The following is a 22,834-nucleotide window of genomic DNA, read 5'->3' as shown; positions in this document are numbered from 1 at the left end:
CTAGCATTGCGTTACCCTTTCGTTATATAGTTCAAGAGCGTTAGTTGTTTGCTGTGGCAACAAACGCGGAATGTGATTGCAGGACACTCTTGGTGCAAGGGAACGAAGGCCGGCCGCTAGCCTCTGCGGCCGGCCTTCAATTTTGCCCAGCCGAGCCGCGGCCTCTCGCCTACGTGGCGGATGCGCGCTAACGTCAGGAGCGCGCGTAAGGAGGCTCCGTGGTTCTTGGTATTGAGCTATTCCCTGCAACGACTCTGACCCAGCTGGCGCTCTTAGCCCTGTCGTTCGTCTTGTCCGCCACCGTGGGCATCGAACGGCAACGCCGGCTTAAGAGTGCAGGCTTGCGTACCCATACCCTCGTCGGTCTCGGCGCAACCGTGTTCACGCTGGTGTCCGCGTACGGGTTCTCATCTGTGCTCGGAACGGATGTCGTTCTTGACCCGTCTCGTATCGCCGCGCAGGTCGTCACCGGCATCGGCTTTCTTGGTGCGGGCGTGATCTTCGTGCGCCAAAATGCCGTCAACGGACTGACGACGGCTGCATCGATCTGGCTCACAGCCGCCGTCGGCATGGCATGCGGGGCCGGGATGCCGGTAGTCGCGATTGCGGCGACGGCGCTCTATCTCATCACGGTCGGCGGACTCACTGCGCTCGGCAACAGGATCCGTATTGCCAGCCAGGACGAGATCTGCATTTTGCAATACAAGGACGGCCGCGGAGTGCTCCGGGCGGTGCTCGCTCGCGCGACCGAACTCGGCTTCGATGCCGCGCTGACCGGAACACGAACCTTCGAAAGCCCTGGTAAGGCGGCGCGGGTAGAAGCGCGCCTGAAATTCCAAGGCAAAGCACCGCTGCACACACTGATCCAGGAACTCGCCGAAATCAAAGGCGTCACCGCCGTCACGTTCGGCAAGTCGGACAACGACTGATGCAGAATACGCGCCGCGATTCGCGGGCATAGGGTGGGCATCCCTATTGTTGAGAATCAGCAGCTGAGAATCAGCAGCTGAGAATCAGCGAGGGAGGTTGATCGTGAGCGAGCGGGCATCCGCCGTTGCAGCGTGGGAGTCGCTGTTTCGCGCGCAGGTCGCAGTCATGCGCAGTCTCTCGGCCGAGTTTCCGACCCGCGACATCTCGTTCAACGAGTACGACGTGCTGTTCAATCTGTCTCGCCAGCCCGACCGCAAGCTGCGGCTGCGCGATCTGAACCGGCACGTGCTGCTGACGCAGCCGAGCGTGAGCCGCCTCATCGATCGCCTAGTGATGCGCGGCCTCGTGGCGAAGTGTCCGGAACCAAACGACGGCCGCGGCACCATTATTCGAATGACGGATGCCGGTTTCGACCTCTTCAGACGCGTTGCGGTCGAGCACATGGCGTCGATCAGCGACCGCGTCGGCGGCCCGCTCTCGTCGGATGAGCTGAAGCAGCTTGCAGAACTCTGCGACAAACTTCGCGGCGAAGACGCCTGACGCGCGCGGGCACGCAAGCGGGATCGGACTACTCAGCCGGGGCCATCGCTCGCGCAAGATTGTCGAGCTGGCGCACCTCCGAGTCCATGGTCTTCTGAATCATCCGGCCCATGAGTCTCATGAGACCTTGTGGCTGAACGTCGAGCACGAAGAGCACCGACGTTCCGTCACCAGCCGGCGCCAACGTGAATCTGCCCGTCGGGCGCGCGGGGCCCGCGATCACATCGAATGCGAGAGTGGTAGGCGGCGTCGCCTCGGTGATCCGATAGTCACCCGCGATTTCGCGACCGCCCGGCCCCGTCAGGCGTTGGGCGTAGACTGCGCCGACGTCCCCGGCCGGGCCGGAGGCGAGCGAGACGGAACGCACGGCGTTGCGCCACCTTTGCTCGTTCATTCCGTCGGCGAGGAATGCGAACACCTCGGTCGGCGAAAACGGCACGGTCACCCGATATTCAGCATGCGACATAGCGCGAGTTTGGCACCGGACCGCGCCGTGGACAAGAGTCGTGTGGGAGGATCGCCTGATGGTCGACGTCGTGTTCATCAATGGAACCGTCGGCTCGGGCAAAACCGCCGCAGCCGAGGCATTGAGCGTGATCGAGGCCGAGCAGGGCCATCCGCACGCCCTCATCGACTGCGACACGATAAGAGGTCTGTGGCCGCCGCCAGCTGGCGACCCGTTCCAGCACGAGCTGGAGCTCGAGAACGTGCGCGATCTTGCCGCCAACTACCGACGCGCAGGTGCTCAGCATCTGATCGTCGCAGGCGTGATCGAAGTCGCCGCCGAAGTTGCGCGCTATGTCACCGCGTTCGGTGCCCAGCGGATGCTTGTGTGCCGGCTCACCGCCGACCCGAGCGTGCTCGAAGCACGCTTGATACGGCGACATGAAGGCGATGCGGCCGCACGTCAGTGGCATCTGCACCGCGCTGGGGAACTGGCTGATATTCTCGAGGCGGCCGAGATCGACGATGTCACAATCGACACGACGACCAGGCCACCAAGGCAGGTCGCCGAAATGATAGCTGCGACGGCGGAGTGGACGGTGGCGTCCGGTTCGCGCGACAGCCAGATCGTTTGATTGAGAAGCTCGACTGCACAATTCGATCGTAGAAAACAGTTGGACTTCTAAGCCGTGACCGTCCAGTGTTGAGGTATGGAATATACACACCTGGGCCGAACCGGCCTTTCCGTTTCCCGACTGTGCCTCGGCACCATGAACTTCGGAGCGTTCACGAGCGAGCCTGACGCACACGCGATCATGGATGCGGCGCACGAACACGGACTCAACTTCTTCGACACTGCCAACAGCTACGGCGGTGACGGCCATCACGGACGCACCGAGCAGATTCTCGGCACCTGGTTCGCGCAGGGCGGCGGACGCCGTGAGCGCACCGTGCTCGCCACGAAACTTTACGGCGACATGGGCAACCGCTGGCCGAACAGCGGAAAGCTTTCCGCATACAACATCCGTCAGTCGCTGGACGCCAGCCTGAAGCGCCTGCAGACCGACCACGTCGACCTGCTGCAGTTCCACCACGTGGATCGCGACACCCCGTGGGAGGAGATCTGGCAGGCAATGGAGGTCGCGGTTACCGCGGGCAAGGTGCTCTACGTCGGCAGCAGCAACTTCGCGGGCTGGCACATTGCTCAGGCTCAGGCCGCGGCGGCGGCACGCAACTTCGTCGGGCTAGTCAGCGAACAGTCGATCTACAACCTGCTCACCCGCGACGTCGAGCGCGAGGTGCTGCCCGCAGCCCAGCAGTACGGCCTGGGAGTCATCCCGTGGTCGCCGCTGCACGGTGGGCTGCTCGGCGGCATCATCAAGAAGCAGGCAGACTCTGCCCGCCGCGGCGAGGGCCGATCGGCCGAGGGTCTGGAGAAGCACCGTGGCCAACTCGAAAAGTACGAGGCCTTCGCCGACGAGCTCGGTGTGCAGCCGGCACAGCTCGGCCTGGCCTGGCTCCTGCACCAGCCGGCCGTCACCGCCCCGATCACCGGGCCGCGCACGATGGCCCAGTTCGAGGGCATCCTCGGCACCATCGACATCAAGCTCGATGCGGATGCCTTGGCTCGCCTTGACGACATCTTCCCCGGCTACAAGACCGCCCCGGAAGACTACGCCTGGTGAACTGAGCTAGCGCGCCCTCACCAGCACCAGAACGAACAGAAAGAATACGAATGCAACAACGCACAATCGGCAATCGAACAGTGAGCGCGATCGGACTCGGCGGCATGCCAATGTCCATCGAGGGCCGGCCCGAGGCATCCCGCTCGGTCGCGACGATCCACGCCGCACTCGACGCTGGGGTCACCTTCTTCGACACGGCGGATGCCTACCATCTGCTCGCGGGCGAGGTCGGCCACAACGAAAGCCTGATCGCTGGCGCAATCGCCTCCCACGATGGCGACACCTCGGGCGTGCTCATCGCCACGAAGGGCGGCCACCTTCGGCCCGGCGACGGGACTTGGACGATCGACAGCAGCCCCGATCACCTCAAGCGTGCCGCGGAGGCATCGCGCAAGCGTCTCGGCGTCGAACAAATCGGGCTGTACCAGCTGCACCGGCCCGACGCGCACGTGCCGTATGCGGAATCCGTCGGCGCCATCCGCGACCTGCTCGACACGGGCGTGATCGCGATGGCGGGAATCTCCAATGCCAACCCGGAGCAGATCCGCATCGCGATGGACGTTCTGGACGGCCGCCTCGTCTCTGTGCAGAACCAGTTCTCGCCGGCCTACCGGTCGAGCGAACCGGAACTCGAACTGTGCCACGAGCTCGGTATCGCGTTCCTACCCTGGAGTCCGCTCGGCGGCATCTCCTCCGCCGCCGCGCTCGGCGAACGATTCACGGCGTTCAACGACATTGCGGATGCCCGTGGCGTCAGCCCGCAGGTCATCGCACTCGCCTGGGAGCTGGCGAAGTCCCCACGCGTCATCCCGATCCCGGGGTCGTCACGTCCGGAGACGATCCGCGACTCGGTGACCGCGGTCGACGTCATCCTGACCGAAGAGGAGCGCGAGCGCCTCGACGCGGCCTGACCGACGCGCCGCTGCGCTCAAGGCCCTCCCCGCCCCGCTCGCGCCACCCCGCCCATCCCCATTCCGTGAGGTGCGGACTTCGGTCGCTTTTCCCGGAGGATAGCGACCAAAGTCCGCACCTCAGCGAGGGATTGGAACGCGGCGGCGTCCGCGCCGGCGTCGACGACTCCGGTCAGGCAGTCTCGAGCTGACCGAGCAAGGCGCGTGCCGCGGGGCTCGGCTGCTCCGGAATCGCGATCGCCACAGTCCACTCCAACCCGGTTGCGCGCAACGGCACCGCCGCGAGCCGTTCAGGGCGTTTGTGCGCGAAGTGCGCAGGCACGACGGCTACGCCCAGGTCGTGTTCGATGAGGTCGAGCAGGGTTCCGACGTCGTTCACTTCGAGTTCGACGGTGTGCCCGAGTCTTTCTGCGTCGAACGCACGGTCGACAAGCACTCGCGCAGCCCAGTCGGCCTGGAATCCAACGAACGTTTCCGCCGCGAGATCGGCGAGCGTGGTCGATCTCTCCGCGGCCAGCGCGCACCGGGGGCTGCACAAAACAACGAACGGTTCGGTCGACACGGTCTCCAGTCGCACACCCTGCGGGGTCGGACCGCACACGGCGAGTACGGCCAGATCCTGCCTGCCGGTTGCAAGCGCATCCAGCAGCTGGGTCGAACCGGCGAAGCCGAGGTTAATTCGAACCCCCGGATGCTGCTGCCTGAACCGCGCAAGCTGCTCCGGCAAATCGATGGCGCCAAGACACTGCTCAGTGCCGACGGTCAGCGTTCCGCTGAGCACGTCGCGAACCGCCGCGACCGCCTCGCGTGCAGCGGATGCGCTCGCGACGGTCCTGATCGACTCGGTGAGAAGCGCCACGCCTGCCTGCGTCAATTCGACGCGACGAGTGCTGCGCGTGAACAGCGACGCACCAAGTTCGGTCTCCAACGCCCTGATCGATGCCGAGAGTCCGGACTGGGATATGCGCAACGCATCCGCCGCCCTGGTGAAGTGCCGCTCTTGAGCGACGGCGAGGAAGTGCTCGAGCTGCCGAAGTTCCATACTCAGAAATGGTAGCGCTGAATGTGTTGCTTTTCAGGTGTCAAAATGGTCAATAGTGGGGCGCGAGTGGCCTGCCAGCAGGCCATGCGCCACTTGCCGCGGCATGCGCCACTTCACGTGGCGCACAGCGCACGAACTGGCGCACACCGGGCTCTGGCGCACGGGGCCTTAGCGCACCAGGCTGATCACGGCGCCGACGATCAGCGCGATACCGACGACCACTGCAGCCCAGACGAGAAACCCGCCAATACCGGTCTTCGCCGGAAACGTTCGATGATCGCTCATAGTCCGAGCGTACCGCGTGCCATTGATATGCGGACTCTTGTCGCCTTCCCCCGCGAAATGCCGACTGCAATATGCCGACCTAAGTCCGCGCTTCAGCGGGGGACACGGTGCGGGTCTCGATACGCGTATTCGCTGCGCTCATGCGCTACTCGACCACCGAAGGCGCTACTCGACCACCGAAGGCGCTACTCGACCACCGAAGGCGCTACTCGACCACCGAAGGCGCTACTCGACCACCGAAGGCGCTACTCGACGACGCGGGCTCGCGCCGCCTGCACCAGCCCAGCGAAGAGCCGTTTATCCGGCGCGGTCTCCGGATGCCATTGCACCGCCACCTCGAACCGGTCGCCCGTCGCCTCCATCGCCTGCAGCACCCCGTCGCCGTCCCGCGCCGTTGCAAGAAAGCCCGGATGTGCGTCGACAGCCTGATGGTGATGGCACGGCGCGATGAGGCTCGCCTCCACCAGCTCAGAGATGCGATGACCCGATTCAACCGTGACGCCGATATCGGCGTATTCCGTTGCCGTGCCCGAATGCCGGGCGTGGCCGAGGGCGTCTGGCAGGTGCTGCACCAGCGTTCCGCCGGAGTGCACGGCCATCACCTGCATGCCGCGACAGATCCCGAGAAGAGGTAACGAAGCATCCGCTGCAGCGTCGAGCAACCAGAGCTCGGTCGCATCCCGCTCGTCATACCATTTCGTCACATGGGGGTCGGGTGTCTGGCCATAGCGCGCCGGGTTCACGTCCGCGCCACCGGCGATGATCAAGCCGTCGAGTGCGCCCACAATCGCGCGCGCGGCTGCAGCGGATGACTGCACCGGCACCAGTACCGGAACCCCACCGACCGCACTGACCGACTCCGCATACGCGGCGGGCAGCAGGTCGGCTTCCACCTGCTGCCAGCTGCCCCAGTCGGCTGGCTGGTGGTACATGCTGATCCCGATCAGCGGCGGCGTTCCGCCGGCAGAAGCATCACTCAAAGTCGCTCTCCAACGACGTGACATAGGCGTTGGAGAGTCCTCCGTCGACGAGGAAGTCGGTCGCAGTGATGAAGCTCGATTCGTCGCTGCCGAGAAACGCGACCGCGTTGGCGATCTCATCCGGCTCGGCGAACCGACCCATCGGCACGTGGATCAACCGACGCGCTGCCCGCTCGGGGTCCTTCGCGAACAGCTCCTGCAGCAGTGGCGTGTTCACCGGGCCCGGGCACAGCGAATTCACCCGGATGCCCTTGCGCGCGAACTGCACGCCGAGCTCGCGGGTCATCGCCAGCACTCCGCCCTTCGACGCCGTGTAGGAGATCTGCGAGGTCGCAGCACCCATGATCGCCACGAACGACGCCGTGTTGATGATCGAACCCTTGCCCTGGTCGAGCATGTACGGCAGCACGGCCTTGCAGCACAGATACACGCTGGTCAGGTTGACCTGCTGCACGCGGTTCCAGGCCTCGATGCCGGTCTTCAGGATCGAGTCGTCGTCTGCCGGCGAGATGCCCGCGTTGTTGAATGCGACATCCACACTGCCGTAGGTGGAGTTGGCGTGAGCGAACAGCGCGTCGACCTCATCCTTATCCGTGACGTTCACCTTGACGAACGAGCCGCCCAACTCGTGGGCGATGCGCGGGCCGTTGGCTGTGTCAACGTCGCCGATGACGACCTTCGCGCCCTCTGCCACGAACTTCTTCGCCGTCGCCAGCCCGATTCCCGAGCACCCCCCGGTGATCACACCAACCTTGCCCTCGAGTTTTCCGCTCATTGTCTGCTGTTGCCTTTCGTTCGATGCTGCGTTCGGCACGATTCGGGTGCCGCTGAAGTTGGGGGAGCTATTTTGGGAGTTTACGTCTCGGTCGAGATGAAGACGTTCTTCACCTCGGAGAAGGAGTCCGGAGCATCCGGCCCGAGCTCGCGGCCGAGTCCGGACTGTTTGAAACCGCCGAACGGGGTCCAGTAGCGCACCGAGGAGTGCGAGTTGATCGAGAGGTTGCCGGTCTCGACGCCGCGTGCGACCCGGAGAGCCCGGCCCACGTCACGGGTGAAGATCGACCCGGACAGGCCGTATTCGGTGTCGTTTGCTTTGGCGATCGCATCCGCTTCGTCTGCGAACGGCATGACCGCCACGACGGGGCCGAACATCTCGTCGCGCCAGACCGGGTCGGCTGCATCCGCCGGCAGCACGACGGTCGGCGGCAACCAGAACCCGTCACCGGATACGCCATCAACGGTGCCGGCGTAGGCGATGTCGGCGGCGGCGATGTAAGCGGCGACCGAATCCCGCTGTTTTGCCGAGATGAGCGGCCCCATCTGCGAGTCCTGCGAAGCCGGGTCGGTGGCACGGAAGCCCTTGACGGCCGGCTCGAGCAGCTCGAGGAAGCGCTCGTAGACGTTCTGCTGAACCAGGATGCGGCTGCGCGCGCAGCAATCCTGGCCCGCGTTGTCGAATGCGCCGCCGGGTGCGCTCGCGGCAGCGGCCTCCAGGTCAGCATCGTCGAAGACGATGTTCGCGCTCTTGCCACCGAGCTCCAGCGTGACCCGTTTGACCTGGTCGGCGCAGCCGCGCATGATGCCCTTGCCGACCTCGGTCGACCCGGTGAAGCACACCTTGCGCACTTGTCGGTGCGTGACGAACCTCTGCCCCACGACAGAACCTTTGCCGGGCAGCACGGTGAACACGCCATCGGGTATGCCCGCCTCCAGCGCGAGCTCGGCGATGCGCATCGCAGTCAGCGGCGTCAATTCGGCCGGTTTGAGCACGACCGTGTTGCCCGCTGCGAGCGCCGGTGCAAAGCCCCAGCCTGCAATGGGCATCGGAAAGTTCCAGGGAACGATGATGCCGACGACGCCGAGCGGCTCATGGAACGTGATGTCGACGCCGCCCGCGACGGGGATCTGCTTGCCGACGTGCCGCTCCGGCGACGCCGAGTAGTAGTTGAGCACGTCGCGAACGTTGCCTGCCTCCCACAGCGCGTTGCCGATCGTGTGGCCAGAGCCGACGACCTCCAACTGGGCAAGCTCGGCCTGGTGTGCCTCGACGGCGGATGCGAATGCGCGCAGCAATCGCGCCCGCTCCCCCGGGGCGATCCCCCGCCATTGGCCGAACGCGCGGTGGGCGCGTTCGATCGCGGCATCCGTCTCGGCGAGGGAGGCGAGGCCGAGTTCGACGACCGGTGCGCCGGTGGCCGGATTGATGACCGTCGTGCTGCCGCCACCGCTGACGGCCGACTGTGGAAATGCGGTAGTTACTGCAGCCAACTCAAAGCCTCTCGAATCCGCGCCGCAGCTCCCAGTCGGTGACGGCCGCGTCGAACGCGGCGCACTCGATGTCTGCGTAGTGCAGGTAGTGGTCAACGACGTCATCGCCGAATACCTCGCGTGCGATGGTCGAGTTCGCAAGCGCCTCGCGCGCTTCACGCAGGGTGGTCGGCACGGTTGGGGCACCCGACTCGTATGCATTGCCGGGTGTCTCCGGCTCGAGTTCGAGTTCGTGTTCGATGCCGTACAGGCCGCCGGCGAGCATCGCTGCCACCGCCAGGTAGGGGTTGACGTCGCCGCCGGGCAACCGGTTCTCCATGCGCGCACTGGCGCCGTGCCCGACCAGGCGCACCGCGCAGGTGCGGTTGTCCATGCCCCACGCCACCGCCGTCGGCGCGAACGAGCCGGGCACGAACCGCTTGTACGAGTTGATGTTCGGCGCGTAGAACAGCGTGAACTCGCTCATCGTCGCGAGCACTCCTGCGATGAAGTGGTCATACAGCGCCGTGCGCGCGTGCTTCTTGTCATCCCAGAAGACGAGTTTGCCTCCGTCCGCCTTGCCATCCGTGCCCTTAGAATCCAAGCCGCGCAGCGACATGTGGATGTGGCACGAGTTGCCCTCGCGCTCGTTCGGCTTGGCCATGAACGTGATCGACTTGCCCATGCTGTGCGCAATCTCTTTCGCTGCCAGCTTGTAGACGGCGTGATTGTCGGCCGTGGCGAGCACGTCGGCGTACTTGAACGCGATCTCGTGCTGGCCCAGGTTGCACTCGCCCTTTGCGGACTCCACGGTCATGCCGGCGTCGTACATCGCATTACGGATGGCCCTCAGCAGCGGTTCGACCCTGCCGGAGCCAAGCAGTGAATAGTCGACGTTGTACTGGTTCGCTGGCGTAAGGTCCGCGTAGCGCTTGCTCCAGGCATCCTCATAGCTGTTCTCGTAGATGTCGAACTCGAGCTCAGTGCCGGCAACAGCCTGCCAGCCGCGTTCGGCGGCCTTGTCGATCTGGCGGCGAAGCACCGCACGCGGTGACATCGGAAGCGGCGTGCCGTCGACAAGGCTCAGATCGCACTGGATCAGCACCGATCCCGGGCGGTACGGCAGCCGGCGGATGGTGTCGAGGTCGGCCTCGAACAGCATGTCGCCGTAGCCCTTCTCCCACGACGTGATCTCGTAACCGTCCACCGTGTTCATGTCGACGTCGACCGCGAGCAGATAGTTGCAGCCTTCCGTGCCGTGCTCCAGAACCGAGTCCAGGAAGAACTGGGCGTGCAGTAGTTTGCCCTGCAGTCTGCCCTGCATGTCGGTGAAGCCGAGGATGACCGTGTCGATCTCACCGGCTTCGATGGCGGCGCGCAGTTGGTCGACCGTCAGCATCCGGTCGTTGCGGGGGTGTTGTGTCATTCGCACGTTATTTCAGCAATCCCTTCAAAAGCGCCGCAGTTGCGTCGCAGTGTTCTTCCATCACGAGTCGCGCCGTGTCGCCGTCGCCATCGAGGATGGCGGCGACAATGGTGCGGTGTTGTTCATCCGAGCCGGTGATGTTGGCCCGCAGGAACGGAATCTCGGCCAGGTATTGGTGCACCTTGGTCTGCACGGTGCTGCACGCGTTGGACAGTTCCGTGGAACCACAGGCGGATGCGATTGCCAAATGCAGTCGCGCATCCGCCTGTCGATAGGCGGCCGGCGACTCGACCCCGTCGAATTCCTGCAGGCACTTCGTGAGCAGGTCGCGGCCCGCCGCGTCGACCGGGCGAATGGCTGCTTGATAGCATGCGCCCGGCTCGACTACTGCGCGGAACACGAGAATATCGTTCATCTCGGTCTGCCGGTCACGGCCCTGTGTTGGGTCGCTGAGTGCGGGGTCCAGCGGTCGAGCGTTCTCCAACGGCTCGACCACTGTTCCTCCCCCACGGCCGCGCGTCGTCGACACGAAGCCGGCGGCGCGAAGTGCGCTGATCGCTTCTCGGAGCGTGGCCCGGGAAACGTTCAACCGTTCTGACAGATCCCGCTCATTCGGCAGCTTGCTGCCTGCCCGAAACACCCCGAGCTGAATTGCAGAACCGAGCTGTTCGACACAGGACTCGAAGGCCATATGCCCGCGCACGGGTTGCAAAACAGTGTCGACCAACGGTGTTGCCACCGTGAGTGTTTCAGACATCGTGAGCGCTCCGACTACTGCTCGAGCAGTTTGTCGACCGGGATCGTCAGCTCGGCAGCTTCATCCCGTGTCATGAAGTGCTTGCGCCCTCTCGCGTACCACATCACGATGGCGAAGATCGCAACGAAGACCACGGCGATCGGTGAGTAGTTGAAGGTGTCGACCGTGATCGGGGCCACCGGAGGCAGGACGAACAGGATGCAGATGATCACGACCCAGACCACGGCGATCCAGCCGATGATGCCGCTCCATTTGCCGAGGTGCCAGGGGCCGGGCTCGAAGTTCTTGTTGAGCCGCCTCAGGAACACCGGGGTCACGTAGGCGATGTACAGACCGATGACCGCAATAGAGGTCACCGCGAGGTAGGCCGTCGTGTTGAAGAGCGCCGGAACGGTCAGGATGATCGAGAGCACGACGCACAGCCAGATCGAGTTGGTCGGCGTGCCGGTGCGCGGGTTGACCTTTTTCCACAACCGCGAGCCCGGGATGGCGTTGTCTCGCGAGAACGCGAAACTCATTCGCGAGTTCGCCGTGACGGATGCCATTCCACAGAAGAACTGGGCACCGCAGACGATGAAGAGCAGGAACTTCGCCATCGTCGGGTTGTTGAGCGCGTCGAGGAAGATCTGTGCGGGCGGAAGACCAGTGGATGTCGCTGCCAGCTTCGTCAGACCGGCCTGCGTGCCATCCTGAATCGCCGCGGTGATCGAGAACAGCAGGATCCAGCCACCGATGATCGAGATCACGACGCTCATCACGATGCCCTTGGGCGCCGATCGCGATGCATTCTTGGTCTCTTCCGCCACGTGAGCGGATGCGTCGTAGCCGGTGTAGGTGTACTGCGCCATCAGGAGACCCATCAGGAACACATACGGCCCGAACGAGAAACCGGTTTCGTTGTGCCATGCGGTCATCGTCCAGTCGAACGATTGGTGGCTGGTCGGAATGATCCACAGCGCGCCGACGATGATCAGCACACCCACGATGTGCCACCAGGCAGACAGGTTGCACAGCCAGCTGACCAGCTTGACCCCGAACGTGTTCAACGCACCGTGGATGACGATGATCACGATGAACAGAATGAACGTGTTCGCGGCGGTCGGCGTGACGCCGAAGGTCAGTGCAGCAAAGGCCATCATCGTTGTCGCTGCGCCGAAGTCGATGGCCGCCGTGACAGCCACCTCGCCGAGGAAGTTGAACCAGCCGACGAACCAGGCCCATTGCCGCTTGTTCTTCTTCGCGAGGCGCCCGGCCCAGAAGTACAGGCCGCCTGCGGTCGGATACTTCGAACAGACCTCTGCCATCGCCAGTGCGACGAAGAGCACAAAGACACCGACCAAGGGCCAGCCGATGTTGATGGCTGCCGGTCCGCCGGACTTCAGCGCAATCGAGTACGACGTGATACAGCCGGCCAGGATCGAGATGATCGAAAATGAAACGGCGAAGTTCGAGAATCCGGACATGCCGCGATGGAGTTCTTGTTTGTAGCCGAGTTTCGCGAGATCCGCGGCATCCGCCTCGGCGGATTGCTGAGCTCTCGACTTCGTTGTCGCTTCTTCAGTCATTGGTTTGCGTACCTATCGGGGAGATGTGGTGGCACCTGATGATGCTGAGGAGAGTCTGGACCCTGAGAGGTTCATGTGTCAATGGCCTGATGTTAGACATTTGAATCTCGCCGCAGGAAAGTCGCCCGCACGACAATCGACCACGCGACAATCGACCACGCGACAATCACCCACAGGACGGCCGCACGCAGATCAAAGCGGTCGACGAATTACGACGCCCGCTCCTGGCGCGGAATCACAACCTTCTTGATGATCAGCAAGATCGCCGCGGTCACCGGGATGGCGACGAGTGCTCCGAGCATGCCCAGGAGCGTGCCGCCGGCGAGCGCGCCGATCACCACGAGCGAACCTGGAACGTCGACTGCCTTGTTCATGATCCGAGGCGTCAGAACATATGCCTCAACCTGCATGTAGATCAAGTAATAGACGGCGATCTCGATGGCGGTCGTCGGCGAGTTGAACAGCGCCACGATCGTCACGAGGATCGTGGCCAAGATCGAGCCGACCAACGGGATCAACGCGAGTAGAAACACAATGATCGCCAGAAGCCCAGCAAACGGAACACCAAAGATGAGCATCGCAATAAACCCGAGGGCGGCGTTGATCGCGGCGAGCAGCACCATCCCGTTGAGGTAACCGCCGATGCTGACGAAGATCTGTTCGGAGAGGTCAATGAAGCCGGGGCGTGAACGCCGGGCGACCAGTGCGTAGACACCCTGCTTCATCGACGGCAACGATGCAAGAAAGAAGATGCTGAGGATCAGCACGGTGACGCCTCCGACGCTGCCACCGATCAAGCCCGCGCCGAATTTGAGCAGCCCGCCGGTCGCCGCCGCCCAGACCTTGGGGTCCTGCGCCGCGGTGCGAATCCAGTCCGCGATCACGTTGAGGTCGATCGTCTCGCCGAGATTGTTGTTGAGCGTGACGAACCACACTTGGTCCTCAATGTCGTGCAACGCCGTTGGGGCCAGCTCAATCAGTGAGACCAATTGGCGCACCAACGGCGGAACGAAAAAGATCAGCCCGGCGACGACGATGATGAGGATCACGACGAACACGATGACCACCGCGAGCGGTCTCGAAATGCGGTGTGCCTGCATCCGTCGAACGATTGGATCAAGCCCCAGGGCGATGAACAGTGCAAGCCCGACATAGGTGAGGATCGTCGCGAGCGACGTCACGATCAAGCCGAGCACGATGGCGGCGAGCGCACCAAGCGTCACGACGAGGCCGACCACGAACGGGCGTCGCAAGCCGGCGTTGACTTCCGTCGGCGGATGCGATCGCAACCGCGGCCACCTGCGGGCGGATGCCACGGGCCGGCTCACGCGCGGCCCTCGCGACCGCAGTTGAGGCGGGATTCTCATTCCTACGAGAGCGCCTTGGCCTTCAACTTCGCGAACTCGTCGGCGTCAATCGCACCGGAATCGAGCAATGCCTTGGCCTTCGCAATGTCATCGGTCGCGCTGGTCGAGGCCACCTCGCGAATGTATTGGTTCGCCGCCGCCTGCGCCTGCTGCACCTGCGCGACCTTGCGCTCCTCCATGCCGCGACCGCGCGCGATCAGGTAAACCAGCACGGTGAGGAACGGCAGGAAGATCAGGAAGATGATCCACAGTGCCTTCCACCAACCGTTGAGCTTGCCGTCGCGGAACAGATCACCGATGACGTTGAACAGCGCCATCAGGTAGGCGAGGAAGGCGAAGACCCAGAAAAAAAGCCAGATGACGTTCCAGATGTTGCCCCAAAAAGCTCCCACGTCGGATTCCTTTGCTCGCGTCATGCTGCGCTCACGACCTGAGCGCGGCTGGTAACCCCAACAGTAGCGGTGCGAATGCGCACGTGCAGGCCGAACTCCCCGGCCAAGTGGATATCAGTGGACAACGTTGTGCACTACCGCCGATTACACGTCGCCGCGGTCTCGTGGCTTCCAGCTCGGACCCGTACGAACTTCGAGACAAGCAGCAAAGGACTGATCCAGCACCGGGCTCGACTCCCGCGCGTTTTGTCACGGCACCCGGGCAACCGTGGTGGCGCCGATCCTGGCCTCTCCCGGTCGGCGCAGCCGTCATCGCGCTGGTCGCCGGCTTTCTCGGCGAATTCGGCGTCGGCTCGATCTCGGCGGCGTCTCAGAGGCCATCCGGTTCTGGCGGGGCCGGCGGGTGAGCAGGCGGGGCCGGCGGATCGTGCAACGCCGCGCATGTTGCGGATGACGTGATTACGACGATCGACGGGCGATCGGCCACACGCGCCGACGTGCTCACGGCGGTCACGCTGACGAAGAAGGCCGGCGACCCCATCACGGTCGGTTACGTGCGCGACGGGGCAGACAAAACGACGACCGTGACGCTCGGGGCGATCCCACAGGGCTAACCCCGTCGGTGGTCGAGTAGTGAGCGCTAGCGAGCGTATCGAGACCTCGTTGCCGGGTCCCGATACGCTTCGCCACTCGACCAACGACAGGGCTACTCGACTGGCGGCGATGAACTACGGGCGGAACGCCACCGCGAACTCCGCCAGCAGACGGGCGCCGAAGCCAGTCGGGCCCTTCGAGCGCCACGAGCTGTCCTTACCCGACATCATCGGCCCGCAGATGTCCAGGTGCGCCCACGGGGTCTCGCCGACGAAGTGCGCCAAGAACAACGCTGCGGTGATCGAGCCGCCATACGGCCCGCCGAGGTTTGAGATGTCGGCGATGTCCGAGTTCAATTGGTCGCGGTACCGACGTTCCAGCGGGAACTGCCAGAGCGCCTCGTCCGTCACAGCGGACGCCGCCAGCACCTGATCGACAATCGATTGATCGTTGCCGAACACCGGTGCCATCATCGTTCCGAGTGCGGACATCGCAGCCCCGGTGAGAGTCGCGATGTCTACGATCGCGTCAACCCCCGCCTCTTTCGCGAGCACAATCGCATCCGCCATCACCAGGCGACCCTCGGCATCCGGATTCTTCACCTCGACGGTCGTGCCGCCGTGGATACGCAGCACGTCGCCGAGAGCGATCGCGCTGCCGGAGGGCAGGTTGTCCGTGCACATCAGGTAACCGGTGACCGTATTGGTGCAGCCGAGCTCGGCGAGCGCCGTCATGGCGGCGAAGACAGCGCCGGCGCCCGACATGTCCATCTTCATCGCCGCGTGCATCGCGTTGTTGGGCTTGAGTGCGAGGCCGCCCGCGTCATAGGTGATGCCCTTGCCGACCAACGCGAGATTCCCGGTCGCCGGGCCGACCGGCCGGTAGCGCAGCTGGATCATCCGTGGCTCCTCGACACTGCCGGCGTTCACTCCGAGAAGCCCGCCGCAGCCGAGTTCGATCAGCTGTGCCTTGTCGAAAACGGTCACCTCCAGGCCCGTTTGTGCGCCGACGTCGAGCGCGAAGTCCGCAAAATTCGTCGCGGTCAAGTACGCAGGCGGTGCGGATGCGAGATCGCGGGCAAGCATGCCCGCTCGCGCCAGCGTGAGCCCTCGGCTGGCTCCGGATGCGACAGGCTCATTCTCGGTACGGCCGATTCCAAGCAACTCCAGCGTTTCGAGCGGGACGGTTTCCGCCTTGGTCTTGAGCTCGTCATAGCGGTAGCGGGCCAGCAGCACACCTTCGACCACGACGGATGCCGCCACCTGCGCATCGAGCGCCGCCGCTTCCATCGCTGCGGCAACGAGGTCGGTCGCAAGGTGCCGCTCGTTCTTGGCCGCGCGTGCCAACGCCGCAGCTGCGTCACGCAGTGTTGCGGCCGTGAGCGCGCCTGCCGCGCCGATTCCGACGGCGATCAGCACCGGCGCGTTCTCGTGGGGCAGCGCGAGCGCCTGGCCGACCTTACCCGTGAACCCGACGGCCCTGAGCGCTTCGCGGTCCAGGCCGATGACCTCGGGAACGGGCCCGGAATCGGGAACGGCGTAACCGAGGGCATCCGTCCCCGCGCCCGGCGTGTCGACTCGATTGATCGTCGGAGTGAGGACGTGCGATGGCCCCAACTGAAAGCTGTCGGGAATGAGCATGTGCGGCGTGAACGGCATCGAATGTCCTTGTAGTCAGTTGTGGCTGTCAGCCTATCCGTCGGCACCGCAGCGTGCTGACCTCAGGCGGCGCAGTCCAGGCAGGTCGACCCGAGTTGTTCCGTGTGATCAATCTGTGAGCGATGTTTCACGAGGAAGCAACTCACACAGGTGAACTCATCAGCCTGCACGGGCACGATCACAACCTCCACCTCCGCGCCCGACAGGTCCGTGCTGAGCAGTTGGATGCCGACGATCTCGTCGGCGTCATCGAGTTCAAGGAACTGCCCGTCGGCCGGTGAACGACGATTCTTCGCGGCATTGACGGTTTTCGCATCTTCCTCCTCTTCACCGGTGCGTCGCACGTCGTAGTCGATTGCCATGACCATCGGTCCTTTCTGTCAATTCGCGCCGGGCCCCGGTCGCGGGTGCCGGATTGTGCCTGCAGGAGGCGGTTCGTGCCGAACTCAGCTGTGTTACCGGTCTTGGGTGTGGGCGGCGATGCCATGGATCACGTGGTTGACGGCCTGAGCGAGCGTCGGTAATGACACCCAGCGCAGTCCGTCTTCCGGGTGCATCACCTCGAAGTGGTCGCCGTGTTCTTCAACGAAGCCCATCATGCCGACCATCTCCTTTCCTCGTTGTGCTTCAGATGTCGTGTTTCACGTGGTAATTCTTCAAGTCTGCTTACGGCTGCGACGGCGCGCCCGCGGCAGTGACCAGGCACGCTGCGGCTGTGTCCCAGACCAGGGATTGCCCACATTCCACCGCGCGATCCAACCGGGCACCGGCCAACGCCACAAACGTGTGCCCGGCGCGATGGATGAATCCGATCACTCGGTCGCCTACCCGGATCTCGTAGTCGACGCCACCCAGGTAGATCACCGTCGGCCGGATCGTCCTCGCCACGCCATGAGCATCCGTCATCCGCAAGGGCACGGTGACTCTTCTCGCAGACCCGTTGCCATCGTGCCTAGCCCTCTGCCTCACTTCGGCTCGCCTGTCGCCATGCGCAGAGCGCGCAACTGACCAGACGGGTCGGGCTCGAACACGCTCTACTCGTTCCTTTTAAAGACGGGCGGCGATTGAGACTCGCTGAGGCCGCCGTGAGATTAAAGGCCGGAAATATGCCGAAGTTTAGGCTCCTCGACAGCAAACATGGAATCTGACAGACGCCTTCGTCGTTCCTTTTAATTCCTTCCTTTATACAGACAGACTGATCTGTTCGTCAAGGGCTCGGGCCTAGCTCACAGGCTGCGGGGGCAAAACCAGTTGCGGCGCACGGCGACACACTATGATCAGGTTCGATGATCAGGGTCAACGCGAACGGAACCGTTCCGTCGGGGGAAGCAGGGGTGCATCGCGTGGATGCCAAACGTGAAACTCCACGTGTCGAGCCGCGTGAACGCATCCTCAGCACTGCGTACGAACTCTTCGCCCGACGCGGTATCCAGAACGTCGGCGTGGACGAGCTGATCAGACGCTCCGGGGTGGCCAAGGCCACGTTCTACCATCACTTCCCGTCGAAGGAGGCACTGGGGCTTGCATTCCTGGAACGCCACGACGCGCACTGGACAACCGAGTTCACGCGGTCCGAAGCGGTCAAGGCTTGTACAACCCCAACGGAGCAGCTGCTGGCCGTTTTCGAGGTGTTCGACAACTGGCTGCGACGAGATGACTTTCAGGCTGGATCGTTCATCAAAGTGCTCTTGGAGATGGGCCCAAACCACCCTTTGGGACAGGCGAGCATCCAGTACCTCGCTAAGACGCGCACGATGGTCGAGACCCTTGCCGAGCGCGCCGACCTCCGTGAACCCGCGGAGTTCGCCAGCTCATTCCACCTGCTGTTGAAGGGCGCACTCGTTTCGGCGACGGAAGGCGACCTTCAAGCCCCGCAACGCGCCAAGCGGATGGCCGCCGCGCTCATCGCCGACCACCGAAAGTGACCTGTCTGCCCGGCAGTGGGAAGCACGATCGCCCTCGCTCGAGGCCGATCGCGGCGGGAACGGGCCCGGACTCCGCGACGGCGTAGCTGACGGCATCCACTCGTTGACTGGGCACCTCGACGCGGCTGACATTCGGGGCGGCAGCCCAAGAAGGGTTGAACTGAAAACTGCCGGGAATGAGCATGTGCGGCTGGAACGGCATCGATGGTCTTTCTGGTAGGCGAATCGAAAGTAACGGTCAGCTACTTCGTGTCGCGTGCAAGGGCGTCTTGTAGGATGCGGAGCGCTTTTGGGCCGACGCCGTGCAGCTTTGCGAGTTCACCGAGCGAAGCCCGGCGCAGGTCGTCAAGGGTCACGATTCCGACATTCGCGAGCGCGCGAGTTGCCGGCGCACCGATCTTCGGTAAGTCGCCGGTGTCACCTGAACTCATGGCTTCGACCATACAGCGTCGAGTGGAAAGCAAGCCCTTGCCGCGTGCTGCGTGCTGCGCACCACAAGCTTTGTGTATTGCGTATTGAATGTCGTGTATCTGGCGGTGTCATTGTGGCCATTGGTTGAGGATGGCTTGCTTGACTTTGGTGTCGAGTTGGGTGACGAGGGTTGTGCGTGCTTTGCTGGCGGGTCGCCAGGTGGCGTTCGGGTTGATCCAGGGTGGTGCTTTGATCTGCGGTGTGCCGTTGATGAAGCGGATGCTCCAGCCGGCGGTGTCGATGGTGCGGTGATGCCACCAGCACAAGTAGACACCATTGTCTACCTGGGTGGGTCCGCCATCTCGGTCGGGAACAATATGGTGGACTTCGCTCCAGTTGGCGGGGATGGTGCAGCCGGGGATGATGCAGCAGCCGCCGTCGCGGGCGGCGATCGCCCGGCGTTGAGACCGGTTGAAGCAGCGTTGCTCCGTGTACAGGGTGAGGATGCCACCGGTGTCGTCGATCAGGATGGGTTGGCGTCCGCCGGTGCAAGCGAATTGTTTCACGGCCTGCATCGAGATCGGCACATCTAACCCGTCGATGTGACCGCCGCCGTGCCCGGCGGCTAGATCCTTAGCTCGGACGGTGACCATGACGGTGGGTGCGGCCCCGCCGACGGTGGGCACCTGCCCGGAACGGGCGATCCCGTCGATCAGGGAGGCGAACACGTCGTGGCGTTTCTGCCCGATCGTGCGGGTATCCGCCGCCGCAGCCTCCGCGGCCGCCTCAGCCTGATCAGCACCGTCGGCAGCGTCAGCGGCGGCATCTGCGCTGCCGGGAGTGTTGGCGGTGTCGGCGTCTTCGTCTTTCGCGGTGAACGCTGGTCCGGTGCGGGGGGACAGGCAGCCATCCAGCAGGGTGGTCAGTTTGACCGCGATCTCCGGCAGCAGTCGGCCGTGGACCGGGACCAAACCATCGGTGACGCGGCCCAGGCGTAGGTCCCGGCGGGGCAGGGCGCGTTCTTCGGCCAGGTCAGCGCCGTCGGGGTTCAATGCGAGCTGCCACACCTGGGCTTGGATGCGGATCTCGTCGGCGCTGAACGGGATCGGTGAGGTGTCCCCGGTGCCGGTCGCCGCCGCGACGAGTTCTTCCTCCGCGATCTCCCGGGCGGGGATCGCGGTGTGGTCGAAGACCGGAAGCAGGCCGGTGATGATCGCCTGCGCCGCATCCACGCCCAACGCCCCCGATGACAGTGCGGCGGCGATGCGCGGGAACAGGGGTGGCGTGTCGAAGCCGACCAGGGTCGGCCGGAACCGGGTGCGCCCGCCGAGCCGGATCCTCTTCTCTGCGGTGACGGCGGAAACCCCGGTGAGGCGTTGTAACAGTTCGTTGGCGTTGCGGGAGCCTTTCCGGGCGGCCAGCCCGGCGGTGCCGAGTTCTTTCCGGGACCGTTCGGCGGTTTCGGCCGCGCCGGCGACGCGGGCGGCGTCCACAATCCGGCCGAGCGCTTCGATCGCCTGCACGGTGACCAGCAGGTCCTCCTCACCAAGAACCCGCAATTGGGCGCCGGTGAGTTCACCGGTCAGGTCGCCGGTGACCCGGGTGAGGAGGTCCAACGGGTTGTTCATACTTATATCGTCTCAGTGACCACCGACATTCCAACCCCGGGCGGAATGGCTGGTCAGAATAACTTTCCGAACCCCTAAATCTGTGGAAAGCGACCCGAAACGCCACCTGTGGAGGACAAGAAAAACCGGGCGCGCACAGGGTCCCGCTGCGCTCGAGAGCTACGCGACCACCGGAGGGGACGTCCGCTACCGCCCTACTCCACGAGTTTGCCGACGACGGACTCCGACTCGGTGGAGTGCGGAATCAGCGCAGCGATTTCAGCGGGCGTGCCCGGCACGGGCTCCTGCACCAACGGCTCGGTCAGCGACCACACCATATTCACCTTCAACGCAGGATCCAGCTGCGGATAGTCAGACCTATTGTGCGCCCCACGCGTCTCCTTACGAGCCAGCGCGGACTCCAGCGTCGCCCGGGCGGCGATCATCGAACCTTTGAGGTCGAGTGAGTGGGCGAGGTCGTCGAATCCGGCGATGTCCGGATGGACGGCGAGGTCCGGCATCCGCGCTTCGACCGCGGCCAGCTTCTCCAGGCCCTCATTCAGGCCAGCCTCACTGCGGATGACGCCGGCGTGTTCGCTCATCAGGTCGCGAATGGCGCGCTGCATGCTTCGCACGTTGTCGTAGCCGCGTCCGGCCAGCAGCGCGTCGAGCTCATTGCCCGCTTCAGCAACGGCGGCGGCACTGCGCGGCTGGAAGGCGAGTTCACGGGAGTAGGCCGCTGCAGCCCGACCGACGATGCGGCCGTACACGAGCAACTCGGCCAGCGAGTTGCCGCCCAACCGGTTCGCACCGTGCGTTCCCGAGCTCGCCTCGCCGATAGCGTAGAGCCCGTTGACACCGGTTCCGTGGTCATCAGGCCGCACCCAGACGCCGCCCATCGAGTAGTGCGCAGTCGGTGCGATCTCGATCGGATGCATCGTAATGTCGAGCATCTGCAGGTCGAGCAGGTTGCGGTAGACGCGCGGAAGCCGCTACAAAATGACGTCACGGTCCAGGTGTGTCAGGTCGAGCATCACGCCACCGGCCGGGGTGCCGCGGCCCTCGGCGATCTCTGTCGAGATGGCCAGTGCGACCCGATCGCGCGTGGACAGTTCCATGCGCTGCGGGTCGTACTTCGCCATGAACCGTTCACCCTGCGCGTTGAGCAGCACGCCGCCCTCACCACGGGCGGCCTCCGAGACCAGCGTGCCTGCGGCGTCCGCGGGTTCGAGAAGCCCGGACGGGTGGAACTGCACCAGTTCGGCATCACGGATGCGCGCACCGGCGAGCGCGGCCAGCCGGAACGAGTCACCGGTGTTCTCATCGCGCCGCGACGACGTGTGCCGCCAGATGCGGGTGTGGCCACCGGTGGCCAGGATGACGGCATCCGCGTGGATGATGACGCGCGATCCGTCGACGACATCAAAACCGTACGCACCGAAGATGCGTCCGTCATCGACGAGCAGCCGCGACACGTATACGGTGTCGGTGATCGGCACACCGACCGCGGCGGCACGGCGCAGCAGCGTGCGCTGGATCTCCAGGCCTGTGTAGTCGCCGGCGAAGCAGGTGCGCCGGTACGTGTGTGCGCCGAAGAAGCGCTGGGAGATGCGGCCGTCTGCCTCGCGGGCGAACGGCATGCCCCATTCTTCAAGCTCGCGGATGCCCTGGGGCGCGCTCTTTGCGACCGTCTCGACGATGCGCGGATCGGCCAGGTCATACGATTCCTTGATCGTGTCAGCGGCGTGCTGCTGCCAGGAGTCCTCGGGGTCCATGGTGCCGAGCGCCGCGTTGATGCCGCCAGCCGCCAGCGTCGTGTGTGCATCGAATTTTCGCCGTTTGCCGACCGCGAGCACATCGACCTTCTGCTCGCGCAGTTCGATGGCGGCGCGCAGGCCGGCCCCTCCTGTTCCGATCACGAGAACGGATGTGGCAATGGTGCGTTCGGTCATGATTCTGATTTTAGAGGACCGTTTTGCCCTTTAATGAACGCCGGGAATTGCTGCCACGTTGACTTACCGCGCGTTCCGAAGCACCATGAGGACAGGAGCCCACCGGTGTGCTCCAC

General features: G+C 64.3%; 25 protein-coding genes and 1 pseudogene. 8 read left to right on the top strand and 18 right to left on the bottom strand.

Features of this window, described 5'->3' with window-relative positions; translation table 11 throughout:
* The first annotated feature begins 218 nt into the window (after positions 1–218).
* Both QU604_RS02840 and QU604_RS02835 read left to right on the top strand, forming a co-directional pair.
* Positions 219–929, top strand: coding sequence for an MgtC/SapB family protein (locus QU604_RS02840; protein ID WP_308467289.1), 711 nt, complete (start codon positions 219–221; stop codon positions 927–929).
* A gap of 103 nt (positions 930–1,032) precedes the next feature.
* Complete coding sequence (locus QU604_RS02835) at positions 1,033–1,470, top strand: MarR family winged helix-turn-helix transcriptional regulator (RefSeq protein WP_308467288.1); 438 nt, start codon at positions 1,033–1,035, stop codon at positions 1,468–1,470.
* A 28-nt stretch (positions 1,471–1,498) separates the two neighbouring features.
* Here QU604_RS02835 and QU604_RS02830 read toward each other — a convergent pair whose 3' ends face one another.
* Positions 1,499–1,936, bottom strand: a complete 438-nt coding sequence (locus QU604_RS02830; protein WP_308467287.1) for an SRPBCC family protein — start codon at positions 1,934–1,936, stop codon at positions 1,499–1,501.
* 58 nt (positions 1,937–1,994) lie between these two features.
* On the opposite strand from QU604_RS02830, the gene QU604_RS02825 reads away from it, so the two are divergent.
* From QU604_RS02825 to QU604_RS02815, 3 genes are all read left to right on the top strand, one after another.
* On the top strand, positions 1,995–2,549 hold the full coding sequence (locus QU604_RS02825; protein WP_308467286.1) for an adenylyl-sulfate kinase: 555 nt from the start codon (positions 1,995–1,997) through the stop codon (positions 2,547–2,549).
* Between the two features lie 75 nt (positions 2,550–2,624).
* The gene (locus tag QU604_RS02820) at positions 2,625–3,599 is read left to right on the top strand and encodes an aldo/keto reductase (protein WP_308467285.1); all 975 of its coding nucleotides are present in this window, start codon (positions 2,625–2,627) and stop codon (positions 3,597–3,599) included.
* Between the two features lie 50 nt (positions 3,600–3,649).
* Positions 3,650–4,510 (top strand): aldo/keto reductase, encoded by an 861-nt coding sequence (locus tag QU604_RS02815; protein ID WP_308467284.1) that lies wholly within the window; start codon positions 3,650–3,652, stop codon positions 4,508–4,510.
* Between the two features lie 172 nt (positions 4,511–4,682).
* On the opposite strand, the gene QU604_RS02810 is transcribed toward QU604_RS02815, so the two are convergent.
* From QU604_RS02810 to QU604_RS02770, 9 genes are all read right to left on the bottom strand, one after another.
* Complete coding sequence (locus tag QU604_RS02810) at positions 4,683–5,552, bottom strand: LysR substrate-binding domain-containing protein (protein WP_308467283.1); 870 nt, start codon at positions 5,550–5,552, stop codon at positions 4,683–4,685.
* 530 nt (positions 5,553–6,082) lie between these two features.
* Positions 6,083–6,817 carry a gamma-glutamyl-gamma-aminobutyrate hydrolase family protein gene (locus tag QU604_RS02805; protein ID WP_308467282.1) on the bottom strand — a complete coding sequence of 245 codons (735 nt, stop codon included), beginning with the start codon at positions 6,815–6,817 and terminating at the stop codon, positions 6,083–6,085.
* Positions 6,810–7,592: a 3-oxoacyl-ACP reductase gene (locus QU604_RS02800; protein ID WP_308467281.1), complete on the bottom strand. Its 783-nt coding sequence runs from the start codon at positions 7,590–7,592 to the stop codon at positions 6,810–6,812. The genes QU604_RS02805 and QU604_RS02800 overlap by 8 nt, the downstream gene beginning before the upstream one ends.
* An 80-nt stretch (positions 7,593–7,672) precedes the next feature.
* On the bottom strand, positions 7,673–9,085 hold the full coding sequence (locus tag QU604_RS02795; protein ID WP_308467280.1) for an aldehyde dehydrogenase family protein: 1,413 nt from the start codon (positions 9,083–9,085) through the stop codon (positions 7,673–7,675).
* A gap of 1 nt (position 9,086) precedes the next feature.
* Positions 9,087–10,490: a glutamine synthetase family protein gene (locus tag QU604_RS02790; protein ID WP_308467279.1), complete on the bottom strand. Its 1,404-nt coding sequence runs from the start codon at positions 10,488–10,490 to the stop codon at positions 9,087–9,089.
* A 7-nt stretch (positions 10,491–10,497) separates the two neighbouring features.
* Positions 10,498–11,247 carry a FadR/GntR family transcriptional regulator gene (locus tag QU604_RS02785; protein ID WP_308467278.1) on the bottom strand — a complete coding sequence of 250 codons (750 nt, stop codon included), beginning with the start codon at positions 11,245–11,247 and terminating at the stop codon, positions 10,498–10,500.
* Positions 11,248–11,261: 14 nt separating this feature from the next.
* Complete coding sequence (locus QU604_RS02780) at positions 11,262–12,812, bottom strand: amino acid permease (protein WP_308467277.1); 1,551 nt, start codon at positions 12,810–12,812, stop codon at positions 11,262–11,264.
* A 209-nt stretch (positions 12,813–13,021) separates the two neighbouring features.
* On the bottom strand, positions 13,022–14,140 hold the full coding sequence (locus tag QU604_RS02775; protein ID WP_308467276.1) for an AI-2E family transporter: 1,119 nt from the start codon (positions 14,138–14,140) through the stop codon (positions 13,022–13,024).
* 41 nt (positions 14,141–14,181) lie between these two features.
* On the bottom strand, positions 14,182–14,571 hold the full coding sequence (locus tag QU604_RS02770; RefSeq protein WP_308467275.1) for an SHOCT domain-containing protein: 390 nt from the start codon (positions 14,569–14,571) through the stop codon (positions 14,182–14,184).
* 164 nt (positions 14,572–14,735) lie between these two features.
* On the opposite strand from QU604_RS02770, the gene QU604_RS02765 reads away from it, so the two are divergent.
* Together QU604_RS02765 and QU604_RS02760 are read left to right on the top strand one after the other, a co-directional pair.
* Entirely contained in the window at positions 14,736–14,978 is a 243-nt protein-coding gene (locus QU604_RS02765; protein ID WP_308467274.1) for a hypothetical protein, read from the top strand.
* A gap of 48 nt (positions 14,979–15,026) precedes the next feature.
* On the top strand, positions 15,027–15,185 hold the full coding sequence (locus QU604_RS02760; RefSeq protein ID WP_308467273.1) for a PDZ domain-containing protein: 159 nt from the start codon (positions 15,027–15,029) through the stop codon (positions 15,183–15,185).
* A 114-nt stretch (positions 15,186–15,299) separates the two neighbouring features.
* On the opposite strand, the gene QU604_RS02755 is transcribed toward QU604_RS02760, so the two are convergent.
* The 4 genes from QU604_RS02755 to QU604_RS02740 form a co-directional block, all read right to left on the bottom strand.
* Entirely contained in the window at positions 15,300–16,823 is a 1,524-nt protein-coding gene (locus QU604_RS02755) for a leucyl aminopeptidase family protein (protein WP_308467272.1), read from the bottom strand.
* A 62-nt stretch (positions 16,824–16,885) separates the two neighbouring features.
* On the bottom strand, positions 16,886–17,185 hold the full coding sequence (locus tag QU604_RS02750) for a DUF4193 family protein (RefSeq protein WP_308467271.1): 300 nt from the start codon (positions 17,183–17,185) through the stop codon (positions 16,886–16,888).
* Between the two features lie 93 nt (positions 17,186–17,278).
* Positions 17,279–17,422 carry a hypothetical protein gene (locus QU604_RS02745; RefSeq protein WP_308467270.1) on the bottom strand — a complete coding sequence of 48 codons (144 nt, stop codon included), beginning with the start codon at positions 17,420–17,422 and terminating at the stop codon, positions 17,279–17,281.
* Positions 17,423–17,489: 67 nt separating this feature from the next.
* On the bottom strand, positions 17,490–17,711 hold the full coding sequence (locus QU604_RS02740; protein WP_308467269.1) for a hypothetical protein: 222 nt from the start codon (positions 17,709–17,711) through the stop codon (positions 17,490–17,492).
* A gap of 398 nt (positions 17,712–18,109) precedes the next feature.
* Here QU604_RS02740 and QU604_RS02735 point away from each other — a divergent pair, with 398 nt between their 5' ends.
* Positions 18,110–18,748 (top strand): TetR/AcrR family transcriptional regulator, encoded by a 639-nt coding sequence (locus QU604_RS02735; protein ID WP_308467268.1) that lies wholly within the window; start codon positions 18,110–18,112, stop codon positions 18,746–18,748.
* On the opposite strand, the gene QU604_RS02730 is transcribed toward QU604_RS02735, so the two are convergent.
* The 4 genes and pseudogenes from QU604_RS02730 to QU604_RS02715 all read right to left on the bottom strand — a co-directional run bounded on the left by QU604_RS02730 (position 18,726) and on the right by QU604_RS02715 (position 22,718).
* Entirely contained in the window at positions 18,726–18,950 is a 225-nt protein-coding gene (locus QU604_RS02730) for a hypothetical protein (protein WP_308467267.1), read from the bottom strand. The two genes, QU604_RS02735 and QU604_RS02730, sit on opposite strands and share 23 nt — an antisense overlap.
* Positions 18,951–18,990: 40 nt before the next feature.
* Positions 18,991–19,179, bottom strand: a complete 189-nt coding sequence (locus tag QU604_RS02725) for a helix-hairpin-helix domain-containing protein (protein ID WP_308467266.1) — start codon at positions 19,177–19,179, stop codon at positions 18,991–18,993.
* 108 nt (positions 19,180–19,287) lie between these two features.
* Positions 19,288–20,787, bottom strand: coding sequence for an HNH endonuclease (locus QU604_RS02720; protein WP_308467265.1), 1,500 nt, complete (start codon positions 20,785–20,787; stop codon positions 19,288–19,290).
* A 194-nt stretch (positions 20,788–20,981) separates the two neighbouring features.
* Positions 20,982–22,718, bottom strand: a pseudogene (locus tag QU604_RS02715) (FAD-binding protein).
* Positions 22,719–22,834 lie beyond the last annotated feature (116 nt).

This window comes from Rathayibacter sp. SW19, assembly GCF_030866825.1.
In the GTDB taxonomy this organism is placed as follows: domain Bacteria; phylum Actinomycetota; class Actinomycetes; order Actinomycetales; family Microbacteriaceae; genus Rathayibacter_A; species Rathayibacter_A soli.
This window is presented reverse-complemented; position numbering and strand designations above follow the sequence as displayed.

Coding starts and splice junctions, on each gene's coding strand:
- QU604_RS02830 (WP_308467287.1), bottom strand. CDS start 1,936: ATGTCGCATGCTGAATATCGGGTGACCGTGCCGTTTTCGCCGACCGAG.
- QU604_RS02825 (WP_308467286.1), top strand. CDS start 1,995: ATGGTCGACGTCGTGTTCATCAATGGAACCGTCGGCTCGGGCAAAACC.
- QU604_RS02820 (WP_308467285.1), top strand. CDS start 2,625: ATGGAATATACACACCTGGGCCGAACCGGCCTTTCCGTTTCCCGACTG.
- QU604_RS02815 (WP_308467284.1), top strand. CDS start 3,650: ATGCAACAACGCACAATCGGCAATCGAACAGTGAGCGCGATCGGACTC.
- QU604_RS02810 (WP_308467283.1), bottom strand. CDS start 5,552: ATGGAACTTCGGCAGCTCGAGCACTTCCTCGCCGTCGCTCAAGAGCGG.
- QU604_RS02800 (WP_308467281.1), bottom strand. CDS start 7,592: ATGAGCGGAAAACTCGAGGGCAAGGTTGGTGTGATCACCGGGGGGTGC.
- QU604_RS02790 (WP_308467279.1), bottom strand. CDS start 10,490: ATGACACAACACCCCCGCAACGACCGGATGCTGACGGTCGACCAACTG.
- QU604_RS02785 (WP_308467278.1), bottom strand. CDS start 11,247: ATGTCTGAAACACTCACGGTGGCAACACCGTTGGTCGACACTGTTTTG.
- QU604_RS02780 (WP_308467277.1), bottom strand. CDS start 12,812: ATGACTGAAGAAGCGACAACGAAGTCGAGAGCTCAGCAATCCGCCGAG.
- QU604_RS02755 (WP_308467272.1), bottom strand. CDS start 16,823: ATGCCGTTCACGCCGCACATGCTCATTCCCGACAGCTTTCAGTTGGGG.
- QU604_RS02750 (WP_308467271.1), bottom strand. CDS start 17,185: ATGGCAATCGACTACGACGTGCGACGCACCGGTGAAGAGGAGGAAGAT.
- QU604_RS02745 (WP_308467270.1), bottom strand. CDS start 17,422: ATGATGGGCTTCGTTGAAGAACACGGCGACCACTTCGAGGTGATGCAC.
- QU604_RS02735 (WP_308467268.1), top strand. CDS start 18,110: ATGATCAGGGTCAACGCGAACGGAACCGTTCCGTCGGGGGAAGCAGGG.
- QU604_RS02730 (WP_308467267.1), bottom strand. CDS start 18,950: ATGCCGTTCCAGCCGCACATGCTCATTCCCGGCAGTTTTCAGTTCAAC.
- QU604_RS02725 (WP_308467266.1), bottom strand. CDS start 19,179: ATGAGTTCAGGTGACACCGGCGACTTACCGAAGATCGGTGCGCCGGCA.
- QU604_RS02720 (WP_308467265.1), bottom strand. CDS start 20,787: ATGAACAACCCGTTGGACCTCCTCACCCGGGTCACCGGCGACCTGACC.